Origin of the sequence: Plantactinospora sp. KLBMP9567, assembly GCF_033446045.1 — a bacterium.
Lineage (GTDB): Bacteria > Actinomycetota > Actinomycetes > Mycobacteriales > Micromonosporaceae > Plantactinospora.
Window position 1 is genome coordinate 39909 of sequence record NZ_JAWQRR010000037.1, and the last position, 24339, is coordinate 64247.

Annotated in this window: 23 protein-coding genes and 2 pseudogenes; 10 read left to right on the plus strand and 15 right to left on the minus strand. The window is 71.2% G+C overall.

What is annotated here, in order from left to right:
• Nucleotides 1–28: 28 nt before the first annotated feature.
• On the plus strand, nucleotides 29–553 hold the full coding sequence (locus tag R6Y94_RS26735) for an SMI1/KNR4 family protein (protein ID WP_318398618.1): 525 nt from the start codon (nucleotides 29–31) through the stop codon (nucleotides 551–553).
• A 40-nt stretch (nucleotides 554–593) separates the two neighbouring features.
• Here R6Y94_RS26735 and R6Y94_RS26740 read toward each other — a convergent pair whose 3' ends face one another.
• The 5 genes and pseudogenes from R6Y94_RS26740 to R6Y94_RS26760 all read right to left on the minus strand — a co-directional run bounded on the left by R6Y94_RS26740 (nucleotide 594) and on the right by R6Y94_RS26760 (nucleotide 3726).
• On the minus strand, nucleotides 594–1208 hold the full coding sequence (locus R6Y94_RS26740) for a hypothetical protein (protein WP_318398619.1): 615 nt from the start codon (nucleotides 1206–1208) through the stop codon (nucleotides 594–596).
• 20 nt (nucleotides 1209–1228) lie between these two features.
• Complete coding sequence (locus R6Y94_RS26745; RefSeq protein WP_318398620.1) at nucleotides 1229–1636, minus strand: Fur family transcriptional regulator; 408 nt, start codon at nucleotides 1634–1636, stop codon at nucleotides 1229–1231.
• A 44-nt stretch (nucleotides 1637–1680) separates the two neighbouring features.
• The gene (locus tag R6Y94_RS26750) at nucleotides 1681–1980 is read right to left on the minus strand and encodes a metalloregulator ArsR/SmtB family transcription factor (protein ID WP_318398621.1); all 300 of its coding nucleotides are present in this window, start codon (nucleotides 1978–1980) and stop codon (nucleotides 1681–1683) included.
• A gap of 115 nt (nucleotides 1981–2095) precedes the next feature.
• Nucleotides 2096–2962 (minus strand): annotated as a pseudogene (locus tag R6Y94_RS26755) (metal ABC transporter permease); the annotation flags it as partial.
• The gene (locus R6Y94_RS26760; protein WP_318398622.1) at nucleotides 2959–3726 is read right to left on the minus strand and encodes a metal ABC transporter ATP-binding protein; all 768 of its coding nucleotides are present in this window, start codon (nucleotides 3724–3726) and stop codon (nucleotides 2959–2961) included. The pseudogene R6Y94_RS26755 and the gene R6Y94_RS26760, both read right to left, overlap by 4 nt.
• A 122-nt stretch (nucleotides 3727–3848) precedes the next feature.
• Here R6Y94_RS26760 and R6Y94_RS26765 point away from each other — a divergent pair, with 122 nt between their 5' ends.
• Nucleotides 3849–5045 carry a transposase gene (locus R6Y94_RS26765; RefSeq protein WP_318398623.1) on the plus strand — a complete coding sequence of 399 codons (1197 nt, stop codon included), beginning with the start codon at nucleotides 3849–3851 and terminating at the stop codon, nucleotides 5043–5045.
• Here the strand turns inward: R6Y94_RS26765 and R6Y94_RS26770 are convergent.
• Together R6Y94_RS26770 and R6Y94_RS26775 are read right to left on the minus strand one after the other, a co-directional pair.
• Nucleotides 5042–6040: a metal ABC transporter substrate-binding protein gene (locus R6Y94_RS26770; RefSeq protein ID WP_318398624.1), complete on the minus strand. Its 999-nt coding sequence runs from the start codon at nucleotides 6038–6040 to the stop codon at nucleotides 5042–5044. The two genes, R6Y94_RS26765 and R6Y94_RS26770, sit on opposite strands and share 4 nt — an antisense overlap.
• 106 nt (nucleotides 6041–6146) lie before the next feature.
• On the minus strand, nucleotides 6147–6566 hold the full coding sequence (locus tag R6Y94_RS26775) for a DUF6703 family protein (RefSeq protein ID WP_318398625.1): 420 nt from the start codon (nucleotides 6564–6566) through the stop codon (nucleotides 6147–6149).
• Between R6Y94_RS26775 and R6Y94_RS26780 the strand changes: the two genes are divergently transcribed.
• The 4 genes from R6Y94_RS26780 to dusB all read left to right on the plus strand — a co-directional run bounded on the left by R6Y94_RS26780 (nucleotide 6501) and on the right by dusB (nucleotide 10499).
• On the plus strand, nucleotides 6501–6842 hold the full coding sequence (locus R6Y94_RS26780; protein ID WP_318398626.1) for an antibiotic biosynthesis monooxygenase family protein: 342 nt from the start codon (nucleotides 6501–6503) through the stop codon (nucleotides 6840–6842). The two genes, R6Y94_RS26775 and R6Y94_RS26780, sit on opposite strands and share 66 nt — an antisense overlap.
• A gap of 348 nt (nucleotides 6843–7190) precedes the next feature.
• Nucleotides 7191–7667 carry a hypothetical protein gene (locus R6Y94_RS26785; RefSeq protein ID WP_318398709.1) on the plus strand — a complete coding sequence of 159 codons (477 nt, stop codon included), beginning with the start codon at nucleotides 7191–7193 and terminating at the stop codon, nucleotides 7665–7667.
• Nucleotides 7668–7873: 206 nt separating this feature from the next.
• Nucleotides 7874–9253: a glycine--tRNA ligase gene (locus R6Y94_RS26790; RefSeq protein WP_318398627.1), complete on the plus strand. Its 1380-nt coding sequence runs from the start codon at nucleotides 7874–7876 to the stop codon at nucleotides 9251–9253.
• Between the two features lie 55 nt (nucleotides 9254–9308).
• Nucleotides 9309–10499, plus strand: a complete 1191-nt coding sequence (gene dusB, locus R6Y94_RS26795) for a tRNA dihydrouridine synthase DusB (protein ID WP_318398628.1) — start codon at nucleotides 9309–9311, stop codon at nucleotides 10497–10499.
• Between the two features lie 86 nt (nucleotides 10500–10585).
• On the opposite strand, the gene R6Y94_RS26800 is transcribed toward dusB, so the two are convergent.
• Entirely contained in the window at nucleotides 10586–12283 is a 1698-nt protein-coding gene (locus R6Y94_RS26800; protein ID WP_318398629.1) for a beta-N-acetylhexosaminidase, read from the minus strand.
• 387 nt (nucleotides 12284–12670) lie between these two features.
• On the opposite strand from R6Y94_RS26800, the gene ppdK reads away from it, so the two are divergent.
• Complete coding sequence (gene ppdK, locus R6Y94_RS26805) at nucleotides 12671–15406, plus strand: pyruvate, phosphate dikinase (protein ID WP_318398630.1); 2736 nt, start codon at nucleotides 12671–12673, stop codon at nucleotides 15404–15406.
• A gap of 225 nt (nucleotides 15407–15631) precedes the next feature.
• Here ppdK and R6Y94_RS26810 read toward each other — a convergent pair whose 3' ends face one another.
• A complete protein-coding gene (locus tag R6Y94_RS26810) occupies nucleotides 15632–16276 on the minus strand; it encodes an NADPH-dependent F420 reductase (RefSeq protein ID WP_318398631.1) in 645 nt (214 codons plus the stop codon).
• Nucleotides 16277–16394: 118 nt separating this feature from the next.
• Here R6Y94_RS26810 and R6Y94_RS26815 point away from each other — a divergent pair, with 118 nt between their 5' ends.
• Complete coding sequence (locus R6Y94_RS26815; protein WP_318398632.1) at nucleotides 16395–16814, plus strand: helix-turn-helix domain-containing protein; 420 nt, start codon at nucleotides 16395–16397, stop codon at nucleotides 16812–16814.
• 51 nt (nucleotides 16815–16865) lie between these two features.
• Here R6Y94_RS26815 and R6Y94_RS26820 read toward each other — a convergent pair whose 3' ends face one another.
• Nucleotides 16866–17372, minus strand: coding sequence for a roadblock/LC7 domain-containing protein (locus tag R6Y94_RS26820; protein ID WP_318398633.1), 507 nt, complete (start codon nucleotides 17370–17372; stop codon nucleotides 16866–16868).
• A 494-nt stretch (nucleotides 17373–17866) separates the two neighbouring features.
• On the opposite strand from R6Y94_RS26820, the gene R6Y94_RS26825 reads away from it, so the two are divergent.
• Nucleotides 17867–18220, plus strand: a complete 354-nt coding sequence (locus tag R6Y94_RS26825; protein WP_318398634.1) for a VOC family protein — start codon at nucleotides 17867–17869, stop codon at nucleotides 18218–18220.
• Between the two features lie 34 nt (nucleotides 18221–18254).
• Entirely contained in the window at nucleotides 18255–19493 is a 1239-nt protein-coding gene (locus R6Y94_RS26830) for a deoxyguanosinetriphosphate triphosphohydrolase (protein ID WP_412102889.1), read from the plus strand.
• A gap of 249 nt (nucleotides 19494–19742) precedes the next feature.
• Here R6Y94_RS26830 and R6Y94_RS45315 read toward each other — a convergent pair whose 3' ends face one another.
• The 5 genes and pseudogenes from R6Y94_RS45315 to R6Y94_RS26850 all read right to left on the minus strand — a co-directional run bounded on the left by R6Y94_RS45315 (nucleotide 19743) and on the right by R6Y94_RS26850 (nucleotide 24256).
• Nucleotides 19743–20078, minus strand: a complete 336-nt coding sequence (locus R6Y94_RS45315) for a translation initiation factor IF-2 N-terminal domain-containing protein (RefSeq protein WP_412102890.1) — start codon at nucleotides 20076–20078, stop codon at nucleotides 19743–19745.
• A gap of 144 nt (nucleotides 20079–20222) precedes the next feature.
• On the minus strand, nucleotides 20223–20510 hold the full coding sequence (locus R6Y94_RS26835) for a DUF397 domain-containing protein (protein WP_412102891.1): 288 nt from the start codon (nucleotides 20508–20510) through the stop codon (nucleotides 20223–20225).
• Nucleotides 20428–20844 (minus strand): annotated as a pseudogene (locus R6Y94_RS26840) (DUF5753 domain-containing protein); the annotation flags it as partial. The gene R6Y94_RS26835 and the pseudogene R6Y94_RS26840, both read right to left, overlap by 83 nt.
• A gap of 455 nt (nucleotides 20845–21299) precedes the next feature.
• Nucleotides 21300–22715, minus strand: coding sequence for a hypothetical protein (locus R6Y94_RS26845; protein WP_318398635.1), 1416 nt, complete (start codon nucleotides 22713–22715; stop codon nucleotides 21300–21302).
• A 14-nt stretch (nucleotides 22716–22729) separates the two neighbouring features.
• A complete protein-coding gene (locus tag R6Y94_RS26850) occupies nucleotides 22730–24256 on the minus strand; it encodes an alkaline phosphatase D family protein (protein WP_318398636.1) in 1527 nt (508 codons plus the stop codon).
• Between the last annotated feature and the right edge of the window lie 83 nt (nucleotides 24257–24339).

Sequence of the window (24339 nt, forward strand, 5' to 3'; positions counted from 1 at the left end):
TGGTGGCCAGGACCGGGTGGGGGTTTTCATGACGGTGTTCGATGAGTTGCGGCGAGTTGCACCGGCGCAGACGGGGCGAACCGGGGCAGATGTCGACTGGCCCGGAGTAGAGGATCGGCTGGGCCTGCGCTTGCCGGATGACTACAAGTGGCTGGTCGAGACCTACGGACCGGGCTCGTTCGATGACTTCCTCCGGGTCTTCCAGCCTGGTTACCCTCAGCAGGTGCTTGACCTGGAACACCAGCGAGAGCGGACGAACTGGGCAATGGATTACCTGCGCGAGCGCGGCCACGCCATCCCGTACGAGAACGACGAACTGCTCGCGGTCGCCAGGTCGGACAACGGCGACACAGCGTACTGGGTGCTGCGCCCCTCCAACGAGCCGAACAAGTGGACGATCGCCCTCAACGAGGGCCGTGGGCCGAAGTGGGACACGTTCGACGGGGGAATCGTCGCCTGGCTGGCCGCGATCCTTTCGAAACGGGTGCGGATGGACGTTTTCCCTCGGGATTTTCCCAGCAGGCGACCGAAGTTCCACGTGTTCGGGAGGTGATTTGCCGCTGCCGGCCGACCGCCCACCGGCCGTACCGGGGTCAGCGGCGTACCGAACCGGTCCGCAGCCCGAGCGCCCGCAACTCCAGCGCGGCCAGCGCCTCGACCGCATCGGCGTCACCCCGGCGCCACGCCTGCGCCACGTCCGGGTCGATCCGGGTCAGTCGCCGGATCGGCTGGTTGGCCAGCGCCCGCAACGCCAACAGGTCCCGCCCGGCCGGCGCGGACCGCAACGCCCGGGCCGCACCGGCCCGCCGCATCCAGCGGACCCGCAGCGGCAGCCAGCCCAGCAGCACCACCCCGAGCGGAAACACCAGCAGGGTCAGCGACAACGCCAACGCCAACTCCCCGACCAACTCCTGCTGGTCACGCCCGGCGTCCGCCATCGCCCGGGCCGCCCCGGCGGCCTTCTCGAACGGAGAGGTCAGCTCGTCACCCACCACCGGCACCCGGCCGAGCTTGCCACCGGCGTCGGCCAGGTTGTCGGCGAGTCCACCGCCGGCCCCCTCCAGCTTCTGTCCGGGTACGGCGAGCTTCTGCACCAGGTCGTGCAACCACATGGCGGCCCGGATCCAGAGATAGATCCAGGCGACGACGAGCAGATCGGTGAGGAGTTGACGGGCGGCGGTCGGAATCCGATCGGCATAGAACTTCATGCCGGTCAGAGTGGCGTACGTCAGCGACCCGCGCACTCCGGGCAGGTGCCGAAGATCTCCAGGGTGTGGCTGACGTCTTTGAACCCGTGCTTGTTGGCGACCCGGTCGGCCCAGCTCTCCACGGCCGGCCCCTCCACCTCGACCGTACGGCCGCAGGCCCGGCAGACCAGGTGGTGGTGGTGCCCCTCGCTGCACCGCCGGTAGAGGTGCTCGCCGCCCGGCGGGCGCATCACGTCGATCTCGCCCGCGTCGGCGAGCCCTTGCAGCGTGCGGTAGACGGTGGTCAGCCCGACCCGCTCGCCCCGGCTGCGCAGCATCGCGTGCAGGTCCTGGGCGCTGTGGAAGCCCTCGACCTCGCCGAGCAGTGCGCTGACCGCGCTGCGCTGTCGGGTGTTGCGTACCGCCGCGCCGCTGTCCGCCGCTGCCATCTCGCCCTCCTCGCGTCGTGTCAGGTGCCTCCCGGACATCCCCGTCAGGTGGCTTCCCCCGAATGGCTCACCGCGTCCGCCACGATATGCGCGATGTGCTCATCGACCAAGGTATAGGCGATTTCCCGACCGCGTCGCGAGCCGCGTACCACCCCGGCTCCCCGGAGCACCCGCAGGTGTTGGGAGACGAGCGGCTGCGGTGCGCCGAGGGTTTCCACCAGCTCGTGCACGCACCGTTCGCCGTGCGCGAGTTCGCTGACGATGGCGAGCCGGATCGGTGCGGCGAGCGCTCGTAGCAGCTCACCGGCGCCCGTATAGGCCTCGTAGGCGTTTGTGCTCGTCACCCTGTAACGGTAACCGTTGTTAACGGCGTACCGCCGTTCGGTGCGCGGTTCCAAGGTCAACCGGCGCCGGCCCTACCGGTGGGGTCGCGTCCGGGGCGGTCCGCCGGGCGGCGTCGAGTACCACGTCGCAGGGCTCGACCTGTGGCTCCGGCCCGGGTACGGCGCGCCGTCGGGCCAGCGCCCGGCGTACCGCCACCCCCACCGACACCACCAGGAACAGCCCGATCGCCAGGATCACGATGGTGGCTCCGAGCGCGGTGTTGGCGGTGCCGGCCAGCCACACCCCGGAGCCGGAGGCCAGCAGTCCCAGCCCCATCGCGGCGAGCATGGTGCCGAGGAAGCCCCGGGTGAAGAGCTGCGCGGTGGCCACCGGCACCACCATCAGGGCACTGATCAGCAGCAGCCCGACCGCCCGCATCGCGATGGTCACGGTCACCGCCGTGGTCACCGCGAGCAGTATGTTCAGCGCCCGGACCGGCAGCCCGGAGACCCGGGCGTACTCCTCGTCGTGGCAGATCGCGAAGAGCGCCGGGCGCAGTGCGACCATGGTCACCAGGACCACCGCCGCGAGGGCCACGATCACCACCAGATCCTGCGGCGACGTCGTGGTCAGCGAGCCGAAGAGGTACGCCATCAGGTTGGCGTTGCTCCGGCTGCCGGAAAGCCCGACCAGCAGCACGCCACCGGCGATACCGCCGTAGAAGAGCATCGCCAGGGCGACGTCGCCGGATGTCCGGCCGCGTTCCCGGATCAGTTCGATGGCGACCGCGGCGACCGCCGCCACGATCACCGCCGTCAGCACCGGGGACTGGTTGAGCAGCAGCCCGACCCCGACCCCGGTCAGCGCGACGTGCCCGACCCCGTCGCCGATCAGCGACATCCGGCGCTGCACCAGATAGATGCCGAGCGCCGGGGCGGTCAGCCCGATCACCAGTGCCCCGACCAGGGCCCTGATCATGAAGTCGTACTGGAAAAGGCTCACGGCCGACTGCCCCACATCCCTGTCGACTCCTCCGGCGCGTGCGGGTGGACGTGCTCGTGTCCGGGCGCCGCGTGGTGCCCGGCCGGCTCCGGCACCGCCCCGTCGTGCGCGATCGTTCCCTCGTGTACGACCACCGCCCGGGTGATCACCCCGGCCAGGGGCCCGAGTTCGTGCGCGACCAGCAGCACCGTCCCGCCGCCGGCGACGAACCCGCGCAGCGCCTCGGCGAAGGCGTCCTGGCTGGCCGAGTCGACCCCGGCGGTCGGCTCGTCGAGGACCAGCAGTTCCGGCCCGCCGGCCAGCGCCCGGGCGATCAGGGTGCGCTGCTGCTGGCCGCCGGAGAGGGTGGCCACCGGGTCGCCGGCCCGGTCGGCGAGCCCGACCGCCGCCAGCGCCTCGGTCACCGCCACCCGGTCGGCCCGCCCCGGCGGCCGGAACACGCCCCGCCGGGCCAGCCGGCCGGAGGCGACCACCTCGGCCACGGTGGCCGGTACGCCGCTGCCCGCGCCCATCCGCTGCGGCACGTACCCGATCCGGGACCACTGCCGGAACCGGCGCTGCGGGGTGCCGAACAGGGTGACCGCACCGGCGGCCAGCGGCACCAGGCCGAGGATCGACCGGATCAGGGTCGACTTGCCGGAGCCGTTGGCGCCGAGCACGGCGACCACCTCGCCGGGGCCGATCCGCAGCGAAACGCCGCGGAGCACGGGGCGGTCGTCGTAGGCGACCACCCCGTGCTCCACGGTGACGACAGGTTCTGTCATCAAGAGCCGCCTGAGAAGCCCCTGGCTTCAGCCATGAGCAGGAGAGGGCGGTCAGGCGTGGTGGTGGTTGTCGGCATGGCGTCGACTCCTCTGCTGTGGCGAAAGTGTCGGATGCGGCTGAGATGCTGCTGGGTGTGGGCGAGACGGTGCGGTACACCTTCCGGTTGCGTCCCGGCGCGGCTGCGGAGGCGGCGCTGTCGGCCGAGTGGGGGCGTTGTCGCTGGTTGTGGAACGAGGCCGTCCACCAGCAGCGGTCCGGGTGTAGGCCGACCTTCGGCAGGTTGTCGAAGTTGTTGACCGAGGCGCGGGCCCGCTCGTCGTGGTTGCGGGACGGGTCCCAGGTCGCGCAGCAGCAGACGCTGCGTACCTACGCTCTCGCCCTTCAGCACTCCTTCAGGGTGAAGGGACGGGGTCGGCCGAGGCCGAAGCGGCGTAAGGACGCCCTGCCGAGCCTGGAATACACCACGCGGGGGTTCTCGATCCGGGACCGTCGGCTGCGGCTGCCCGGCGGTGTCACCATTCCGGTCGTCTGGTCCCGTGAGCTGCCGTCCGATCCGAGCAGTGTCCGGGTCTACCAGGACTGTCTCGGGTACTGGTACGCCTCCTTCGTCGTGCGCCGCGAGACCGCGCCCGCGCCCGTTGCTGAGGGGGCGATCGGTGTCGGCTGGGGTGTGGCGACGACGACCGATGCTGCCTACGACCTGCCGTACCTCGGCCACCGGAAACGGTGCTCCGCCGAACTGGCCAAACTCCAGCGCCGGATGGCCCGCCGCCGGCGATCGAAGGGTGCCCCGCCGTCGAACGGCTACCTGCGCGCCAAGCCGCAGGCGGCGAAGATCGCGAAGAAGGCGGCCCGGCAGAACACCCACGACGCCCGTGTCTGGGCGAAGAAGGTCGTCGACAACCACGCCACCATCGCCGTCGAGGACTTCCAACCGACATTCCTGGCGAAGTCCCGGATGGCCCGTCAGGCCGCTGATGCGGCGATCGGGGCGGCGAAGCGGGAACTGGTCGAGCGTGGCATGCGGGCGGGCCGGAAGGTGGTGCTGGTGCCGCCCGCCCACACCACGATGACCTGCTCGCAGTGCGGTACGAGAGCCAAGCACCGCCTCGGGCCGGGTGTCAGAGTCTTCCGGTGCGACACCTGCGGACACACCGCCTGCCGAGACCGGAACGCCGCGAGGACGATCCTCGCCACGGCAGAACGTGGCCGTGCTGGTGCCGACGACGTGAGACATGCGATCACCTCCTCCCGGGGCGGTGCTCTCGTGCGGTCTGAGTCAGAAATCCCCCGGCTTCCAGCCATGGGGAAGCGTTAAGAGCATCCCAGTGCGGTCTTCAAGGCCCCGAGGTTGTTGCGCATGACCGAAAGGTAGTCCCCGGTACTGCCGGGTTGCAGGCCCTCGATCGGGTCGAGTACGGCGGTCTTCGCCCCGACCTCCCGGGCGATCGTCTCGGCGACCTTCGGGCTGACCAGGGTCTCGAAGAAGATCGTGGTGGTCTTGTGCTCCCGGGCCTCGGCGGCCACCTCGGCCAGCCGCTGCGGGGCCGGCTCGTCCTCCGGGGTCAGCCCGGAGATGCCGATCTGCTCCAGTTGGTAGCGCTCGGCGAGGTAGGCGAACGCGGTGTGGCTGGTCACCAGTTCCCGCCGTTGGCAGGTCTTCAGGCCCTGGGCGTACTCGGAATCGAGAGCTTCCAGTTCGGTGCGGAGCGCCTTCGCCCGGGCGGTGTAGTCGGCGGCCCGGTCCGGGTCGACCGCGCCCAGCCGCTCGGCGAGCTTGTCGGCGATCCCGGCCAGCCGGGTCGGGTCCAGCCAGACGTGCGGGTCCTTGCCGTTCGCCCCCTCCGTGTGCTCCTCCTCGGCACCCGGCTCCTCGGCCGCGTGGTCCGCGCCCTCGCCCTCGTGCTCCCCCTCGCCCTCGTGCTCGTGCCCGCCGGCGGTCGCGGCCAGCAGCGGCTGCACCGTGGCGACGTCGAAGGCCCGGTCGCCGGCCTGCTGCTGCACCGCCTCGTCCACGCTCGGCTGGAAGCCGGCGAGGTAGACGACCAGTTCCGCGTCGGTGACCTGGCCCACCTGGCCGGGGTTGAGTTCCAGGTCGTGCGGCTCGGCGCCGGGCTTGGCCAGGTTGGTCACCCGGACGGCGTCCCCACCGACCCGCTCGGTGACGAACTGGAGGGGATAGAAGGCGGCGACGACGTCGACCCGGTCGGGGTCGGCGCCGCTGCCGTCGTCAGCACAGGCGGCGGCGCCGGCCAGTGCGAGCAGGCCGGTGGCGGCGAGGGCGACGGTACGGAGGGCGGAGCGGATCACCATGCCATCCACTCTCCGCGACAATGAGAATGATTGTCAAAAATGCATGCTTGCATGAAACCGCTTCATGCGCTGGGCCGGGGGTCTGGGGATGTCGGGAGGAGGTCGGTCATCCGAGGATCTTCATCAATGCCGCGCCGACCAGCAGGGTCAGGATCACCAGCCGGAGGATCCGGGTCGGCGGGCTCTGCACCGGCCAGGTGGTCACCAGCAGCGCGGCCAGCCCGGCGGCGAGCGCCAGCAGCAGTGCGCCACCGACGATCCCCGGCGCGAAGAGGCCGACCAGCACCAGCACCAGGGCGGCGAGGAACGCGCCCGTGGGGTTGACCCGGGCCAGGCGGGTCAGCAGAACGCTCTGCGTACGCTGCATTCCACAGACTCTACGAGATCTCGATGCTCCGGCCGGTGAGCTGTTGCCAGCGACACCCCGGCTCGCCGGACCGGCCGACGGCAGGAGGCGTACGTGCTGGTGACGAACCGGTTCGTGGTGGCGGAGGAGACCGCCGGAACCTTCACGGAACGGGCCCACGCCGCGCTGGCCGCCCTCGCCGCCCGACCGGGATACCGCCGGGGCGAACTGTTGCGGGCCCTCGACGACCCCCGGCACTGGTGCCTGGTCACCGAGTGGGAGTCGGTCGGTACCTACCGGCGGGCCCTCGGCGCCTTCGATGTCAAGGTCAACGCCACCCCGTTGCTCGCCGAGTCGCTCGACGAGCCGTCCGCGTACGAGACGCTGGCCAGCGCGGAACCGGACGGTCAGGTCGAAGTCACCCCGAGTGACCGGGCTGCTGACTCCGGCCGGTGATGACCCGGGCACTACCCTTTTCCCATGACCGTTCCCGGACCGCCCGGCGGGCCGTCGTCCCCACCCGAGTCCGTCCGGGCTGACGATCCGGCCCCACCCGGTGGACCCGTGCCGCCGCCCGGCCCGCCACCGCCGCCCGGGTACGGGCAACCGGGCCCGCCGGTCCCTTCCGCCGGCTACGGGCCGCCCGCCGCCGGCTACGGGCCGCCCGCCGCCGGCTACGGGCCGCCTCCTCCGGCGGGGTACGGGACCCAGCCGGGCGGCTACGGGACGCCTCCGGCCGGGTACGGGACAACTCCTGCCGGGTACGGGACAACTCCTGCCGGGTTCGGTCCGGTGCCGCCGAGCGTGCCGGCGCCGCCACCGGGACCCGGAGTCGAGCCGGTGTTCGCCGCACCGCCCAGCGAGGGACGTGGTGCGCGGTTGTGGCTCGGGCTCGGGGTGGCCGCCCTCGCCGTCGTACTCTTCTGCGGCGGTGGCGGAGCGGCGCTGGTCGGCCTGCTGATCTCCGGCTCCCAGGCGTTGAACGAGCAGGCCAGGACAGTGGTCACCGACTACTTCGACGCGGTCGAGGACGGGGACTTCGGCAAGGCGTACGACCTGCTCTGCGAATCCGCCCAGCAGCGGGAGTCGCCGGCCGAGTTCGAGCGCCGGGTCGGTGCCGAGCCGGAGATCGCCTCGTTCCGGATCGGCGACGTGTCGCTGACCAGCGAGTTGAGCGTGCCGGTGGACGTGACCTACGCCAGCGGGGGGCAGGACAATCTCGAGGCTCTGCTGGACCAGGACCAGACCACCGGCGGATTGCGGGTCTGCGACATCAGGTGATCCATGGACGGCCCGCCGGGCGGCAGCGGTACGGCCGCCGAGGTGGAGTAATCTGCTGGGCTCGGGAGGCAGGTGACCGTACCGTTGTGCGGAGCACCGCCCGATCCAGGTCCGAGTGCCGTCCCTGTCCGCCGTCCCTGTCCGTTGTCCCCGTTGACCGCCCCGAAGATGTCCCCGCCGGCCGCCAGCCGGTGTAGGAGGTAACCATGCCAGCCGACCGTATCGACGCCGTCGTCAGTCTCGCGAAGCGTCGAGGCTTCGTCTTCCCCTCCAGCGAGATCTACGGGGGCACCCGGTCGGCCTGGGATTACGGCCCGCTCGGCGTCGAGCTGAAGGAGAACGTCCGGCGCCAGTGGTGGCGGACCATGGTGCAGCAGCGGGACGACATCGTCGGCCTCGACTCGGCGGTGATCCTCGCCCGGGACGTCTGGGCCGCCTCCGGTCACCTGGACGCCTTCGTCGACCCGCTGACCGAGTGCCAGTCCTGCCACAAGCGGTTCCGGGCCGACCACCTCGAAGAGGCGTACGCGGAGAAGCACGGCCACCCGCCGGCCTCGCTGGCCGAGCTGAACTGCCCGAACTGCGGCAACAAGGGCACCTTCACCGAGCCTCGGATGTTCAACGGCCTGATGAAGACCTACCTCGGCCCGGTGGAGAGCGAGGAGGGCCTGCACTACCTCCGGCCGGAGACCGCACAGGGCATCTTCGTCAACTACAACAACGTGGCCGCCTCGGCCCGGAAGAAGCCGCCGTTCGGCATCGCCCAGGTCGGCAAGTCGTTCCGCAACGAGATCACCCCGGGCAACTTCATCTTCCGGACCCGCGAGTTCGAGCAGATGGAGATGGAGTTCTTCGTCGAGCCGGGCACCGACGAGGAATGGCACGAGTACTGGCTGCGGGAGCGCTGGAACTGGTATATCGACCTTGGCCTCTCCGAGGAGAACCTGCGGTTCTACGAGCACCCGCAGGAGAAGCTCTCGCACTACTCGAAGCGGACCGTGGACATCGAATACCGCTTCCGGTTCGGTGGCACCGAGTTCTCCGAGCTGGAGGGCATCGCCAACCGCACCGACTTCGACCTCTCCACGCACAGCAAGCACTCCGGTGTCGACCTGTCGTACTTCGACCAGGAGAAGCAGCAGCGCTGGGTGCCGTACGTGATCGAGCCGGCCGCCGGGCTGACCCGGGCGGTGCTCGCCTTCCTGCTGGAGGCGTACGACGAGGACGAGGCGCCGAACACCAAGGGCAGCGTCGACAAGCGGACCGTGCTCCGCTTCGACCCGCGGCTCTCCCCGGTGAAGGTGGCCGTGCTGCCGCTCTCCCGCAACCCCTCGCTCTCCCCGAAGGCGAAGGACCTGGCCGCCGCGCTCCGCAAGCGCTGGGTGGTCGAGTTCGACGACTCGCAGGCGATCGGCCGCCGCTACCGCCGGCAGGACGAGATCGGCACCCCGTTCTGCGTCACCGTCGACTTCGAGACCCTGGACGACAACGCCGTGACGGTTCGTGAGCGGGACAGCATGTCCCAGGAGCGGATCTCCATCGACCAGGTGGAGCGGTACCTCGTCGAGCGCCTGCCCGGCTGCTGACGGCGACGTCCGTCCGGCCGCCACGCCTGATCGCGGAAGTCCGGACGGACGTGCCATGCTCGAACGCGTGACCCCGACCGACCTGGCGCCACCGGCCGCTGCCCGCCCGCTGCACCTGGGCGGGCACCCGGTGTGGCCGCCGGTCGTGCTCGCCCCGATGGCCGGGATCACGAATGTCGCCTTCCGGCGCCTCTGCCGGGAACAGGGCGGCGGCCTCTACGTGTGCGAGATGGTCACCACCCGGGCACTGGTCGAGCGGAACCCGAAGACGCTCCGGATGGTCGCGTTCGGCGGGGACGAGCGCCCGCGCAGCCTCCAGCTCTACGGGATCGACCCGGAGGTGACCGCGGCGGCGGTCCGGATGGTGGTCGAGGAGGATCTGGCCGACCACGTCGACCTCAACTTCGGCTGCCCGGTGCCGAAGGTCACCCGCAAGGGCGGTGGGGCGGCGCTGCCGTGGCGCCGCCGGCTCTTCGCCCGGATCGTCCGGGCGGCGGTCGAGGCAGCCGCCCCGGCCGGCGTGCCGGTGACGGTCAAGATGCGCAAGGGCATCGACGACGACCACCTGACGTACGTGGAGGCGGGGCTCGCCGCCCAGGAGGCCGGGGTGGCGGCGGTCGCCCTGCACGGGCGTACGGCCGCGCAGCGGTATTCCGGTACGGCGGACTGGGACGCGATCGGCACGCTGAAGCAGGCGCTGGACGTGGCGGTGCTGGGTAACGGCGACATCTGGGAGGCCGACGACGCGCTCCGGATGGTGGCGCACACCGGGGCGGACGGTGTGGTGGTCGGTCGCGGCTGCCTCGGCCGGCCCTGGCTCTTCGCGGATCTGGCGGCGGCTTTCGACGGCCGCCCCGTACGCCGGCTGCCGGTCCTCGGCGAGGTCGCCGCGACCATGCGCCGGCATGCCGAACTGCTGGTCGACTGGTTCGCCGGCGGCGACCGGCCGGACACCGCCGAGCGGGACGGCTGTGTCGACTTCCGTAAGCACGTCGCCTGGTATCTCAAGGGTTTCCCGGTCGGCGGCGAGCTGCGCCGGGCCATGGCGATGGTGAGCGGCCTGGCCGAACTCGACGACCTGCTCGGCAAGCTCGACCCGGCCGAGCCGTTCCCGCTGGACACGCTCGGCCAGCCCCGGGGCCGGACCAATTCGCCCGGCAAGGTCTTCCTGCCTGACGGCTGGCTGGCCGACCGGGACAGCGCCGAGGTGCCGGCCGGCGCCGAACTCGCCGACTCCGGCGGTTGAGCCCCGCCGACTCCGGCGGTTGAGCCCCGCCGGCTTCGGCGGTTGGGTCGCGCCGGCTTCGGCGGTTGGGCGCGGCCACGGCCCGGTTAGGCGATCGGTACCGGCTGGTCGTCGGCGGGCGGCGGGCCGCTCCCGGACGCCGGGTCGGCCGACCCGCCGGCGGCGCCCGCCGTCGATCCCGCGGACCGGGGCTCGGGTACGACCGGGGCACCCGTCCACGGCACCTCCGGCGAGCGGTGGAAGGTGATCCCGGCGGTGCTCCAGCGCACGCCCTGACCGGCCAGCCGCAGCCGGAAGTCCACCCAGTCCCGGGCCTGCGCCGGTGACCAGCCCAGCTCGGCGATGGCCGGCAGCCGGGGGAAGGTCATGAACTCGATGTCGCCGACCGTCCGGATCGTCTCCGTCCAGAGCGGCGCCTCCACCCCGAGCACCGCGTCGGCCGGCACCCCGGCCAGATAGTCGCCGGGATCCCAGTCGTACGCCGCGCGGACCTCGACCAGCCCGGCCCAGTCCTTGCCCAGCGGAGTCGCCGCCGAGTACTTCATGTCGAGGTAGCTGCGGTTGCCGGGGGAGAGCAGCAGCTTCGCGCCGTCCCGGACCGCGGCGGCCACCACCGGGTCCTCGGTCGAGGTGCCCCAGTATTGGATTAGCCGCCCGGGGCTGTGCTCGGCGACGGCGAGCTGGTGCCAGCCGAGCACCCGCTTGCCGTGCCCGGTGACTATCCGCTGGACCCGGTTCATGAACCGGGTGTAGTCGGCCCGGTCGAGGGTGAACGCCTCGTCGCCGCCGACGTGCAGGTAGCGGCCCGGGGTGAGCGCGGCGATCTCGCCGAGCACGTCGTCGACGAACTGGTACGTCCGCTCGTTGTCGACGGCGACCGCGCTGAACCCGACGTCGGTGCCGGTGTACTCCGGCGGTGCGACGCCGTCCGGGGCGAGTTCGCCGTAGGCGTTCAGTGCCGCGTTGGTGTGCCCGGGCAGGTCGATCTCGGGCACCACGGTGATGTGCCGGGCGGCCGCGTACGCGACGATCTCGGCGTACTGCTCCTTGGTGTAGTAGCCGCCGGGGCCGCCGTCCACCTCGGTGGACCCGCCGACGCTGGCCAGCCGGGGCCAGGAGTCGACGGCGATCCGCCAGCCCTGGTCGTCGGTGAGGTGCAGGTGCAGGTGGTTGAGCTTGTACCGGGCCAGGTGGTCGATGAAGCGCAGCACGTGCGGTACGGCGAAGAAGTGCCGGGCCACGTCGAGCATCGCGCCCCGGTAGCCGAACCGGGGATGGTCGTCGATTACGCCGCCGGGAATCGCCCACGGACCGGGCTGCCGCCGGGCGGACTCGATCTTCGGGGGCAGCAACTGCCGCAGCGTCTGCACCCCGTAGAAGAGCCCGGCCGCGGTGCGGGCCCGGACCACCACGCCGGAGGCGGTGATCTCCAGCCGGTAGCTCTCGGCCGAACCGCTGCCGGCCGCCGCCTTCCCGGCCCGGCCCGATGACGTCTCGTCGCCGGTCAGCAGCAGGGAGATCCCTCCCGGCACCTCGGTCTGGCCGGCGGCGACCACTGGCAGCGGATAGCCGGTGGGGCGGCGCAGCAGCTCGGCGAGGTGCCGGCCGACCGCGCTCGCCTCGGGGCTGGGGGTGGTCCGGATGGTCGTGCCGGGGGTCAGGATGAACTCGACCCTGGCGGCCGGCTCGACCCGGGCCGGGGCGGGCAGCACGTCGGTCAGCCGGGGTAGGGCGTCGTCGGTGGTCGCGAGGGGGGACCGGGACTGGAAGGCGGTAGGTCGCACGGCAGATCTCTCCGGGGGGAGCCGCAGGTGATTTCCGGGCAAATCTCATGAAACGTACGTTCGAAATGGCCAGGTGTCAAGGGTTGGTCACCCTGTGGTACGAGCCTTCCTCCGCACCTGGTCGATCCAGCCCAACGCCCAGGTGGCCCCGATTTCTTCCGCTGACTGATCTTGCTCATGGGATCGTTCCCATGCAACCTCGCGAACACGTACAGCCTTCGCAACTGTGCGGATTGTCACCGAACGGTCCCAACCTGCCTGTCGGTCGCTTAGCCTTCGCCCACCAGCAGCCGGCGGTTTCCCGCTGGTACGGGCAACCGTCCCCTGGGTACGTAGAGAGCGGCTAAACCTTCGTTCAGTGTCGAACGGCGCACGTGGGAGGGTCCGTTGACAGCGCAGCAGACGGCGGGACACAAGTACGTTTACGACTTCACCGAGGGCAACAAGGACCTCAAGGACCTGCTCGGTGGCAAGGGCGCGAACCTGGCCGAGATGACCAACCTCGGGCTGCCGGTTCCTCCCGGGTTCACCATCAGCACCGAGGCCTGCAAGGCGTACCTGAGCACCGGGAACCAGCCCGCCGGGCTGGGCGACGAGATCGACGCCCACCTGTCCGCGCTGGAAGCCGGGATGGGCAAGCGGCTGGGCGACCCGGCCGATCCACTGCTGGTCTCGGTCCGCTCCGGCGCCAAGTTCTCCATGCCCGGGATGATGGAGACGGTGCTGAACGTCGGGCTCAACGACGCGAGTGTCGAAGGACTCGCCCGCCAGGCCGGCGGCATGGCCGACCAGGCCGGCTCCGCCGACGGCGAGCGGTTCGCCTGGGACTCCTACCGCCGGCTCATCCAGATGTTCGGCAAGACGGTCTGCGACGTGCCGGGCGAGGACTTCGCGCACGCCCTCGACGACGCCAAGCGCGCCAAGGGTACCGAGAACGACCTCGACCTCGACGCGGACGACCTGCGGGCGCTGGTGGACGCGTACAAGACGATCTTCCGTAAGCACACCGGGCGGGAGTTCCCGCAACGACCCCGGGAGCAGCTCGAACTCGCCGTCAACGCGGTTTTCGAGTCGTGGAACGCCGAGCGGGCCGTGCTCTACCGCCGGCAGGAGCGGATCCCGGCCGACCTCGGCACCGCGGTCAACGTCGTGGCGATGGTCTTCGGCAACATCGGGCCGGACTCCGGCACCGGGGTGGCGTTCACCCGCGACCCGGCCAGCGGCGCGCAGGGCATCTACGGCGACTACCTGGCCAACGCCCAGGGCGAGGACGTGGTGGCCGGAATCCGGAACACCGTACCGCTGCAACAGCTCGAAGAACTGAACAAGCCGGCGTACGACGAACTGCTGGCGATCATGGCCCGGCTGGAGGGGCACTACCGCGACCTCTGCGACATCGAGTTCACCATCGAGCGCGGCAAGCTGTGGATGTTGCAGACCCGGGTCGGCAAGCGCACCGCCGCCGCCGCGTTCGTGATCGCCGCCCAACTCGTCGACGAGGGCCTGATCGACCTGGACGAGGCGCTGCACCGGGTCAACGGCGCCCAGCTCGCCCAACTGATGTTCCCCCGGTTCAAGCTCGACGCCGACCCGACGCCGCTGGCCCGGGGCATCGGCGCCTCGCCGGGCGCCGCCGTCGGCAAGGTGGTCTTCGAGGGGCGGCGGGCGGTCGAGCTGGCCGAGGCCGGCGAGGACGTGATCCTGGTCCGCCGGGAGACCAACCCGGACGACCTGCCCGGCATGATCGCCTCGCGCGGCATCCTCACCTCGCGCGGGGGCAAGACCAGCCACGCCGCCGTGGTCGCCCGGGGAATGGGCAAGACCTGCGTCTGCGGCGCCGACGCCCTCGACGTCGACGTCCGGGCGCGGAAGTTCACCGTGGACGGCCAGACGGTCGCCGAGGGGGACGTGGTCTCGATCGACGGCACCACCGGCAGGATCTACCTCGGCGAGGTGCCGGTCTGGCCCTCCGAGGTGGTGCGCTACTTCGAGGGCAGCGTGGACGGCCGGACCACGGACGATCCGCTGGTGGCCGCCGTACACCGAATCATGACGCACGCCGACGCGCAGCGGCGGCTGGGCGTCCGGGCGAACGCCGACACCGGCGAGGACGCGGCCCGGGCCCGGCGGTTCGGGGCCGAGGGGATCGGCCTGTGCCGGACCGAGCACATGTTCCTCGGTGACCGGCGCACGCTGGTCGAGCGGCTGATCCTGGCCCGGACCGACGACGAGCGGCAGGCGGCGCTGGCCGAGCTGCTGCCGTTGCAGCGGGCCGACTTCGGAGAGGTCTTCCGGGCGATGGACGGCCAGCCGGTCACCGTCCGGCTGATCGACCCGCCGCTGCACGAGTTCCTGCCCTCGCTGGAGGAGCTGGCCGTGCACGTCGCGGTCGCGCACGAGCGTGGCGAGGACGCGGCCCGGGACGAGGCCCTGCTCAGCGCGGTACGCCGGATGCACGAGCAGAACCCGATGCTGGGCCTGCGCGGGGTCCGGCTCGGGCTGGTCATCCCGGGGCTGTTCGCCATGCAGGTCCGGGCGATCGTCGAAGCGGCGGTGGAGTGCGCCAAGGCCGGCGGCAGCCCGAAGCCGGAGATCATGGTGCCGCTGGTCGGCGCGGTCCAGGAACTGGAGACGGTACGCGCCGAGGCCGAGAAGATCATCGCGGAGGTGACCCGGGAGCAGGCCGTCGAGGTGCTGATCGGCACCATGATCGAGGTACCCCGGGCGGCACTGACCGCCGGGCAGATCGCCGAGGCCGCCGAGTTCTTCTCCTTCGGTACCAACGACCTCACCCAGATGGGCTGGGGCTTCTCCCGGGACGACGTGGAGGGCGCCTTCTTCTGGCGCTATCTGGAGCTGGGCATCTTCGGCATCTCGCCGTTCGAGTCGATCGACGCCGACGGGGTCGGCCGGCTGATCCGGATCGCCACCGAGGAGGGCCGGGCGGCCCGGCCCGGGCTCAAGCTCGGGGTCTGCGGCGAGCACGGCGGCGACCCGGACTCGGTGCACTTCTTCCACGACGTGGGACTGGACTATGTCTCCTGCTCGCCGTTCCGGGTGCCGGTGGCCCGGCTGGAGGCCGGCCGCGCGGTAATCGAGTCCACCGGCTCCGACAGCCGCTGAGACCCCCGCACAACCTCTCTGCAGGCTGTCGGCCCGGTACCGGTGGTGACCAACGCCGCTCACCCCCCCGGACCCGGCCGCCGGCCGGGCCCCGGGCGCGGGGGGTCGCCCCGCCCCCCGGCGGGGGGGGGGGGGGCCGGGGGGGGGGGGGGCCCCCCCCCCCCCCCCCCCGGGGCCGGGGCCCCACGGCCGGTCACGGTCAGCGGGGGATCGCCAGGCCGATGGTCAGCGGGCGATCGCCAGGCCGAAGGGCACCGGCCCCAACGCCGCCACCAGCGGCCGGACCATCAGCACGAAGCTCTCCGGCCACCAGGCCGTCGACAGCAGGCCCAGGTCGACGATCCACTCCGCCGGCCACCCCAGCCAGCCGAGGAGATCGGCGGCGACCGCTTTCGCCGCCGGGTCGTCACCGGAGAGGAACGCGGACAACGGCGTCGACAGACTGGTCGGGTCCGCCATCAGCTCGGCCGGGCCGACCGTGTTCAGCGTCTTGACCACCCGGGTCTCCGGCAGCGCACGCTGGATCTCCACCGCCAGGCTGCTACCCGGATAGCGCAGCGCGGTGGCGATGCCGTCCGGCCCCTGCTCGACCGCGTTGGCGACGTCGAGCAGTACCGCACCGGCGAGGGCCGGGCGCAGCCCGCGCAGCACCGGTACCGACACCGCGCCCGGTAGCGCGTTCACCACGATCCCGGCCGAGGCCGCCTCCGCCAGCCCGGTCCGGCGTGGTCCGTCGGAGCGGCCGTCGGCCCAGGACAGCTCGCGGCCCGGGTCGCGTACCCCCACCAGGACCCGATGACCGGTCCCGTGCAGCCGGGTCGTCAGTGCCCGGCCCACGTTGCCGGAGCCGAGAATTCCGATCGTGCCCATCCGTACCGCTCCCTCCCGTCGGCGGCGGCTGGTCGCACCGCCCCGGCCAAAGCTAGGTTCGGCGGGCAGGACCTGGGAGTACGCACCTCAAGGTGCCCAAGGTACGCGGAGGTAGCCGATGACCACCCAGACCGCCGCGCAGCGCAGGGCGCGGGACCGGGCCGACCACCGGGAGCGGCTGGCCGCCTGCCCGACCCAGCGGGTGATCGCCGTGCTCGGCGACAAGTGGGTCGCCCTGGTGCTGAAGGAACTCGCCGCCGGTCCCCGGCGCTCCGCCGAGCTGGCCCGGGCGGTCGCGGGAGCGAGCCAGAAGATGCTCACCCAGACCCTGCGTGGACTGGAACGCGACGGTCTGGTCGCCCGGACCGTCGAGCCGGCGGTCCCGGTACGGGTCGGCTACCGGCTCACGGAGCTGGGGCGGAGCCTGCTGCCGGTGTTGTCGGCCGTCACCGAGTGGGCGGACCGGCACGCCGCCGACATCGACCTGGCCCGCAGCCGCTACGGCGACCGGCCGCTCGGCTCGCCGGCCGGGTTGTGACGCTGTCCCGGGCGCCGGCCGGGTTGTGACGCTGTCCCGGGCGCCGGCCTGTCACTGCCGGCCGGGGGAGCGCCGGTCCCTGGAGGAGGACCAGAGGCCGGCGGGAAGGGCGGCCATCGGAGTACGGGTGGCCAGCGGCGCGTCCGGGTCGGTGGCCGGCGGGATCGCGGTCGCCACCGTCGGTTGCCGGACGGCGTCCCAGAGCGCGCCGAGCCGCTGGGCGGTCGGGCGGGCCTCGGCATGCAGCCGGACCAGGTCGGTCTCCGGGTGCACCACGGTGGTCAGGATCGCGTCCTCACCGGCCGGGTAGACGACCACGCAGCCTTCGGCGCCCCGGACCACGGACTCCCGCAGCGGCCCGTGCCCGACGAGGTTGGCGAAGCGGCCACCGATCCCGAGCCCCGCCGCGGAGAGGGCGGCGATGTGGTGCGGGTCGACGCCGGGCAGGTCGCTGACGACCAGCAACCCGTCCACGGCGGCCAGTACGGCACCCGATATCTCCGGCACCGCGCGGCGCAGCCGGTGTAGTTCGGCCAGCAGGGCGGCATCAGTGTTCACTGGTGACTTCTCCTTGGCGTTGGTCCGTGCCGCTGGACTTTGCTCGGTGCCGTCGCTTCCGTCGGTGGCTTCGTTGCCGCTCGGCGTCGCTTTCCGTCTATGGGGTTCGTTGCCCTATGGGTTCGTTGCCGCTCGACGTCGCCGGCTACTCTCCGGCGGCGCCGCCAGGTCGCCGTCCGGCGCGGTCCGTGCCGCCGCGGTCGGGCTGCCGCCCCCGGTGGAGCGCCGCCCGCTGCTCGCCGACCGCCGCCGGGGTCGGTGGTTCCCCGCCCGGTAACCTTCCGACTCCGGCACGCTACACCGAGCGAGGTCGCGATGCCGTCCCATGACCATCAGCGATCGTCCGGCAACTCTCGGCTGTTTGGCGGTTGCGTGCGGAGGGGCAGGTCAACCGCCTGGTGTGTCGGGCGTTCGTTGGTGCACCCGAGTCGGGAACCCCGGCGTAACCTGATCGACACGCGAACTTCGTTTCCCTCGTGACGGAGGTGTGGCCCATGGGCAGCGTGTGGGAAAACCTGGTGGTCGATTCCGCCGATCCGGCCCGGCTCGCGCGCTGGTGGGCCGAGGCGCTCGGCTACCAGATCGTCGCCGAGCTGCCGGACGAGGTGGAGATCCGTCGCACCCCCGACACGCTGCCCGGCCTGGTCTTCGTACCGGTGCCGGAGGGCAAGGAGACGAAGAACCGGCTACACATCGACCTCCGCCCGACCGACCAGGAGGCCGAAGTCGAGCGGCTGGTCAACATGGGGGCCCGGCACGTCGACGTCGGGCAGTCGCCGGACGACACCTGGACGGTGCTGGCCGACCCGGAGGGCAACGAGTTCTGCGTACTCGCCCAGCGGGGTTGACGGGGCCGGGGTCGGCCGGGTGAAGATCGGTGGCGTGATCAGCCAGCCTGACGCGGAGCGCCGGGTGGCCGAGCCGGCGAAGGACAGCGGCTACGGGCGGAGCCCGTACCAGCGGGACCGGGCCCGGGTGCTGCACTCGGCGGCGTTCCGGCGGCTGGCCGCGAAGACCCAGGTGCACACCGCCGGCACCGACGACTTCCTCCGTACCCGGCTGACCCACTCGCTGGAGGTCGCCCAGATCGCCCGCGAGATGGGCGGCCGGCTCGGCTGCGACCCGGACATCGTGGACGTGGCCGGGCTCGCGCACGACCTCGGGCACCCGCCGTTCGGGCACAACGGCGAGGCCGCGCTCGACGTGCTCGCCGCCGACTGCGGCGGCTTCGAGGGCAACGCGCAGACGCTGCGGGTGCTGACCCGGCTGGAAGCCAAGGTGTACGGCCCGGACGGCGCCTCCGCCGGGCTCAACCTGACCCGGGCCGCCCTCGACGCCACCTGCAAATATCCCTGGCCCCGCCGGCCGGGCCAGCAGAAGTTCGGGGTGTACGCCGACGACGCCGACACGTTCGGCTGGCTGCGCCGGGGCGCCCCGGACGGCGACGTCCGCTGCCTGGAGGCGCAGGTGATGGACTGGGCGGACGACGTGGCGTACTCGGTGCACGACGTCGAGGACGGCATCCACGGCGGCTACCTCCGACTCCGGCTGGCACAGCTGCGGGCCGACGCCGACGAGCGGGCCGCGCTCTGCGCCGACGTCGCCGGGCGGTACTCGACCGAGTCAGCGGACGACCTGGCCGAGGTGCTGGCCGGGCTGCTCGCCGACCCGGTGCTCGGCCCGCTCTGCGACTACGACGGCAGTCACCGGGCACTGGCCGCGTTGAAGGCGAGCACCAGCGTGCTGACCGGGCGCTTCGTCGCGGCGGCGGTCGAGGCCACCGAGGCGCGCCACGGCACCGGCCCGCTGCGCCGGTACGCCGCCGAACTGGTCGTCCCCCGGCGGATCCGCGCCGAGTGCGCGCTGCTGAAGGGGATGGCGCTGCGCTACGTGATGCGTCGCCCCGGCGCGCAGGACTGGTACGAGCGGCAGCGGGAGATCCTGACCGAACTGGTGACGGCGCTGCTGACCCGGGCACCGGACGCGCTCGACCCGGTCTTCGCGCCGCTGTGGAAGGCGGCCCTGGACGACGCCACCCGGCTCCGGGTGGTGGTGGACCAGGTCGCCTCGCTGACCGACCCGGCGGCGGTCGCCTGGCACCAGAGGCTTATGACCAAGTAATTTATTACCGATGGATGACCCTGTACTACAGCTGAATTGACGAGTTATTTCCAAATTTGCCTCTAATTCGTGCGACCCACATCGTAACGATCTCTTTGTCGCCCTTCTTCAGTAGTCTCATATGCGAGAGCCTGTTCCGTATTGGGAGGACATCCCTGTGCGAATCTGCGCCAGGCCATCTCATCGAAGTAGAGCCCGCCGAATTTAGTCGATCGTACGACCTCTAATAATTCACCAAGGGATAACCATTCAATTGGGTCTCGAAGCTGCGAAACTATGAATTGTATCGGGGTGTTTCGATGGGCGAACCGCTCCGGATCTCCAACTCGACTGGCGCGCGTTGGTCGTGAAGTCTTTGGTCAGCCCTTCGGGTCGACCAAAGGCTTCACGAACTCGGGTGGCGATGGATTGTTCCACGCTGCTCGAGGCGCTCCTGCTGAACTCTCCTAGCTCTGCAAGCTCACGTAGAATGGAGCTGGAAGATACGCCGAGCTCTCTAGCCAATTCGTAGACTCGGACCTTCAAGCCTCGGCCTCCGTCGTGTCCAGGTGCGTTCGGGGAGCCAAGGGGCCGACCACTGATCATGTGGGCTACCTCATCTCACACGTACCCGTGTACGCCAGAAGGTAGCTGCCGAATCGGCGCGTTGCATCGGCCGAACGTCTTGTGGCACTCCTACCCGGAGAGCAACGGAGTATCGATACTGCGATTGCCGTTGTCCGTCCCGGCCTAGCTTGGCGCGTTTGGCCGAGGCGCCGAGAATTCGGTGGTGACGGCGGCGGTCAGGAAGGCGGTCCACTGGGCCGAAGGGATGACCAGTGTCGAGCCTCCTCGATCCTTACTGTCGCGTACGGCGACGTGGGTCGGCAGGATTGCGCACTCGACACAGTCGCCGTTATGGGCGCTGTGGCTGCTCTTGAACCAGCGGCAGTGCTCAGATCGGGGTGGACACAGGCAGTTCGGAGTAGGCGATGGGCTGGACGTGACTTTCGTGCACCACGAACTTGCCGATCGCACCTGCTCCGTCCCCGGGACGGAGAACCTGGACGGTGACGTTCGGGAGTTCGGACATGGTGATCAGGTGGGCGATCTGGGCTCGACGGGTTTCGTCGCCGTTGACGCGCAGCCGTAGCGCTGCCTCGCCGATCACCGCATGCAGGTTCAGCGGCTCCTCCTCGTCGGTTAGCCGCCGCGCCCGCGCATGCCGGAACGAGACGAACCGTCCGGCGTGGTCAGGCCGGACGAATCCGGTAACTAGGATCGGCGCCTTGGCATACGCCTCGGTCTGCAACAGGCCGGGGATCGCCATGGACTCGAAGACGCACGCGCCGTCAGCGAGACCTTCGAGGCCGACATACGTCCGGGTACGACGTTTGGCCCACGGTGGTCACCAGGATCGGGAGTCGGCGCGGCTGGCGAGAGAGGCCAGCCGGTCGATGGCCGGCTGCTGGATGCCGCAGGCGCGCAGCACAGCGGCGAGGTCGTCGGGAAACTGCTGGTAGCGACCGCTGCGCCGAGAACGACGACGGGACGATCGGTGAGGTGGCCTGGCCTTCCACGATCACGTCGTGGTCTGTCCACCCGGCGATGGGCTTGCGAATCGATTTCGCACGTGGACCGTGCACTCTGACTGTATTCGTTTGCCCAGCCAGCCCCGAGCTGATTTTGATCGACCCTTGCGATGACCCGGAGCGGCAGCAGTTGGTCTGCCGACGGCCACGATGAACGCCGGAACCCGGAGCCGGCCGCTAACCGATCCGCACCGTACGGGTGCGAGTTGACCGGCGACCGGCTCCAGGGGCCGGGTTACCAGTCGGAGTTGGAGCCGTCCACGCCGAGGATGATCTGGTCGAAGGAGTTGCCGTCGTTGTCGTCGGTATAGCAGACGCTGATCTCGCCCCAGGGCGACGAGGTGAGCGCGATCTGTTCCTGCCGACCGGTCGTGGTCTGCCCGAGCACCTGACCGGGCAACCGGCCGGTGAAGCTACCGTCCGGGTTGGCGCCCCGGGCCGCGACGTCCTGCGCGGCGGTCGCCACCGTCCAGCCGACCACCACGTTGGCCTGGTCGTCGAGGCCGACCCTCGGCGCGACCGCAACGGTGGCGGTGGAGACCTCGACGTCGTTGTGCCGGGCCGCCGCCGCGCTGCTGAACGAGCGCAGCCACACCCCGGCGGTGCCGGTGTGGTCGGATTCCCAGGCGACGGCGAACTGGCCGGTGAAGTTGGCCGCGATCGCGGGACGGCGTTGCTGGCCGCCGGTGGCCGAGTTGGCCACCCGGCGGGACAGGTTCACCGCGCCGTTCGACCGGGCGAACCGGGCCAGGCCGACGTTGTACGACCCGTTCGCGTCCCCGTCCTCGTCCCAGACCACCAGCGCGTCACCGGAGGCGGAGACCGCCACGTCCGGGCGGTGGTGCTCGCCGGTCGACTGGCTGGCCTGCACCTCGTACGCCTTGGTGATGTTGTTGGTGTAGCCGGCGAGCCGGACGGTCGCCGGTGCGGTGCCCTGGACGTCCTCCCAGACCACGCTGAAGCCGACCGCCGTGGTGCTGTTCGGTGCGCCGTCCGGGTCGACCGCCACCTTCGGATAGAGCTGCTGGCCGTCGGCGGAGGCGTTGGCCCGGCCCGAGGCCAGCACGCTGCCGGTGGGCGAGACCACCCGGTACGGCACGTTGTAGAAGCCGTTGCCGTCCGGGTCGTCCGCCCAGACGACCACCACGTTGCCCCGGTCGTCGATGCCGACGTCCGGGGTGACGTGCTTCCAGTTCGTCCCGGAGGTGCCCCCGGCGGAGAGCTTCAGCTCGTAGACCGGGGTGCCGTTGTTGAACACCCGCAGGTAGATCTCGGAGTGGACGTCGTCCTCCGGCGTGGTCGTGTCGCGGTCGTCCTCCCAGACCACGGCGACCCGGCCGTTGCGGTTGGCAGCGATGGCCGGTACGTCCTGGTCGCCGGTGGCAGTGCTGTTGGCCGTGGTCCAGGTGACCGGTGCGGCCGCGACGGCCACGCCGCCGGCGGTCGGTGCCGCGGAACCACCCACCGGACGCCGAGCCGTCGGCCCGACGGCGGGCGTGGGGCTGGCGGCGGCGGTCGGAGTGGCGGCGGGCGTGGGGCTGGCGGCGGCGGTCGGAGTGGCGGCGGGCGTGGGGCTGGCGGCGGGTGTGCGGCCGACCGGTGTCGGTACGGCCAGCAGGGACGTGACGAGCAGTGCGGTGACAGGGGTCAACGGGGCACTTCCTCTCAGCCGGCCTGGAGGCCGGGACGGCCATCGGCGATGACGAACGAACCGGCGGTGGAGACCGGAGCACCGTGCTCGGTGACGCTGGTCACCGCCCGGAAGTCGGCCCGGATCTGGGTCCGGCCGATAGCGGTACGGACGTAGCCGCGCCGGTTGGAGAAGAACCTGATGTGCGGGTTGACGCTGCCGTTCGGGATCGCCGTGTCGGCGGAGCCGTTGCCGCCGGACGAGATCGAGGTACAGACCAGTTCGGTGCCGATCGTCGCCGACCCCGGGTTGGCGTAGTCCGCCTTGAGGTTGTTGGCCCACGCCTGGTGCACGTCGCCGGTGAGCACCAGCGGGTTGCGTACGCCACGCTGGGTCCAGCCCTGCTGGATGCGGGACCGGGAGGCGCGGTAGCCGTCCCAGGAGTCCATGTTGGCGGCGCCGGCCGCGTCGAGTTGCCGGGCGAAGAAGACCTGCTGACCCATGATGTCCCAGGTGCCGAGGTGCTGGCCGAGGCCGTCGAGCAGCCACGCCTCCTGGGCGGCGCCGGTCAGGGTACGGCCGGGCAGGTCGGCGTCGGCGCAGACCTTGCGGCCGTCCCCGCACACCTGGTCGTCCCGGTACTGCCGGGTGTCGAGCATGTGGAAGGTGGCCAACCGTCCCCACCTGATCCGCCGGTACAGCGCGATGCTGTTGCCGGACGGGGCGGAGCTGGGCCGCAGCGGCAGGTTTTCGTAGTACGCCCGGTACGCGGCGGTACGCCGGGCGGTCCACTGTGCGGCGGTCAGCGCCGGGGTGTTGTTCTCCCGCACCGTGCCGGCGTAGTTGTTCTCCACCTCGTGGTCGTCCGGCACCAGAAGCCACGGCGCGGCCGCGTGTGCCGCCTGGAGATCCGGGTCGGACTTGTACTGGGCGTACCGGCGCCGGTAGTCGGCCAGCGAGACGATCTCGGCGCCGGCGTGTTCGCGTACCGAGCCGGTGGTGGTGGCGTCCTCGTAGAGGTAGTCGCCGAGGTGCAGCACCAGCCCCGGGTTGTCCTCGGCCATCCGCCGGTACGCCGTGTAGTAGCCGGACTCGTAGTGCGCGCACGAGGCGAAGGTCATCACCAGGTCCCGGCCGAAGCTGCCGGCCGCCGGCGCGGTCCGGGTACGTCCCACCGGTGAGATGTGCCCCTGGGCCCGGAACCGGTAGAAGTAGTCGGCGTCCGGGGCGAGGCCGCCGGCGACCACGTGTACGGAGTGCGCGTCGGCGTACCGGGCGGCGACCGAGCCGGCGGCGACCAGCGAGCCGAACCGCTCGTCGGTCGACACCTGCCACTCGACGGTGACATCCGCGTTGGCCATTCCGCCCTGGCCGTCGGCGTTCAGCGGCGACGGGGCGAGCCGGGTCCACAGCACGACGCTGTCCGGTGCCGGTTCGCCGGAGGCGACGCCCAGCTTGAACGGGTACGGGCTGGCGGCAAGGGCATTCCGCAGCGGTAACGCCGCCGTACCGGCGGCACCGAGTCCAGCTAGGACGAAGATGCGGCGATTGATCTTCCTCATGGCCGGTAACCTTGGGACCCCCGGATTAACGGGGCAAGCACCGTCGCGAAACCCCAGATGACAGCGGGCTGTCGCATCGAGCC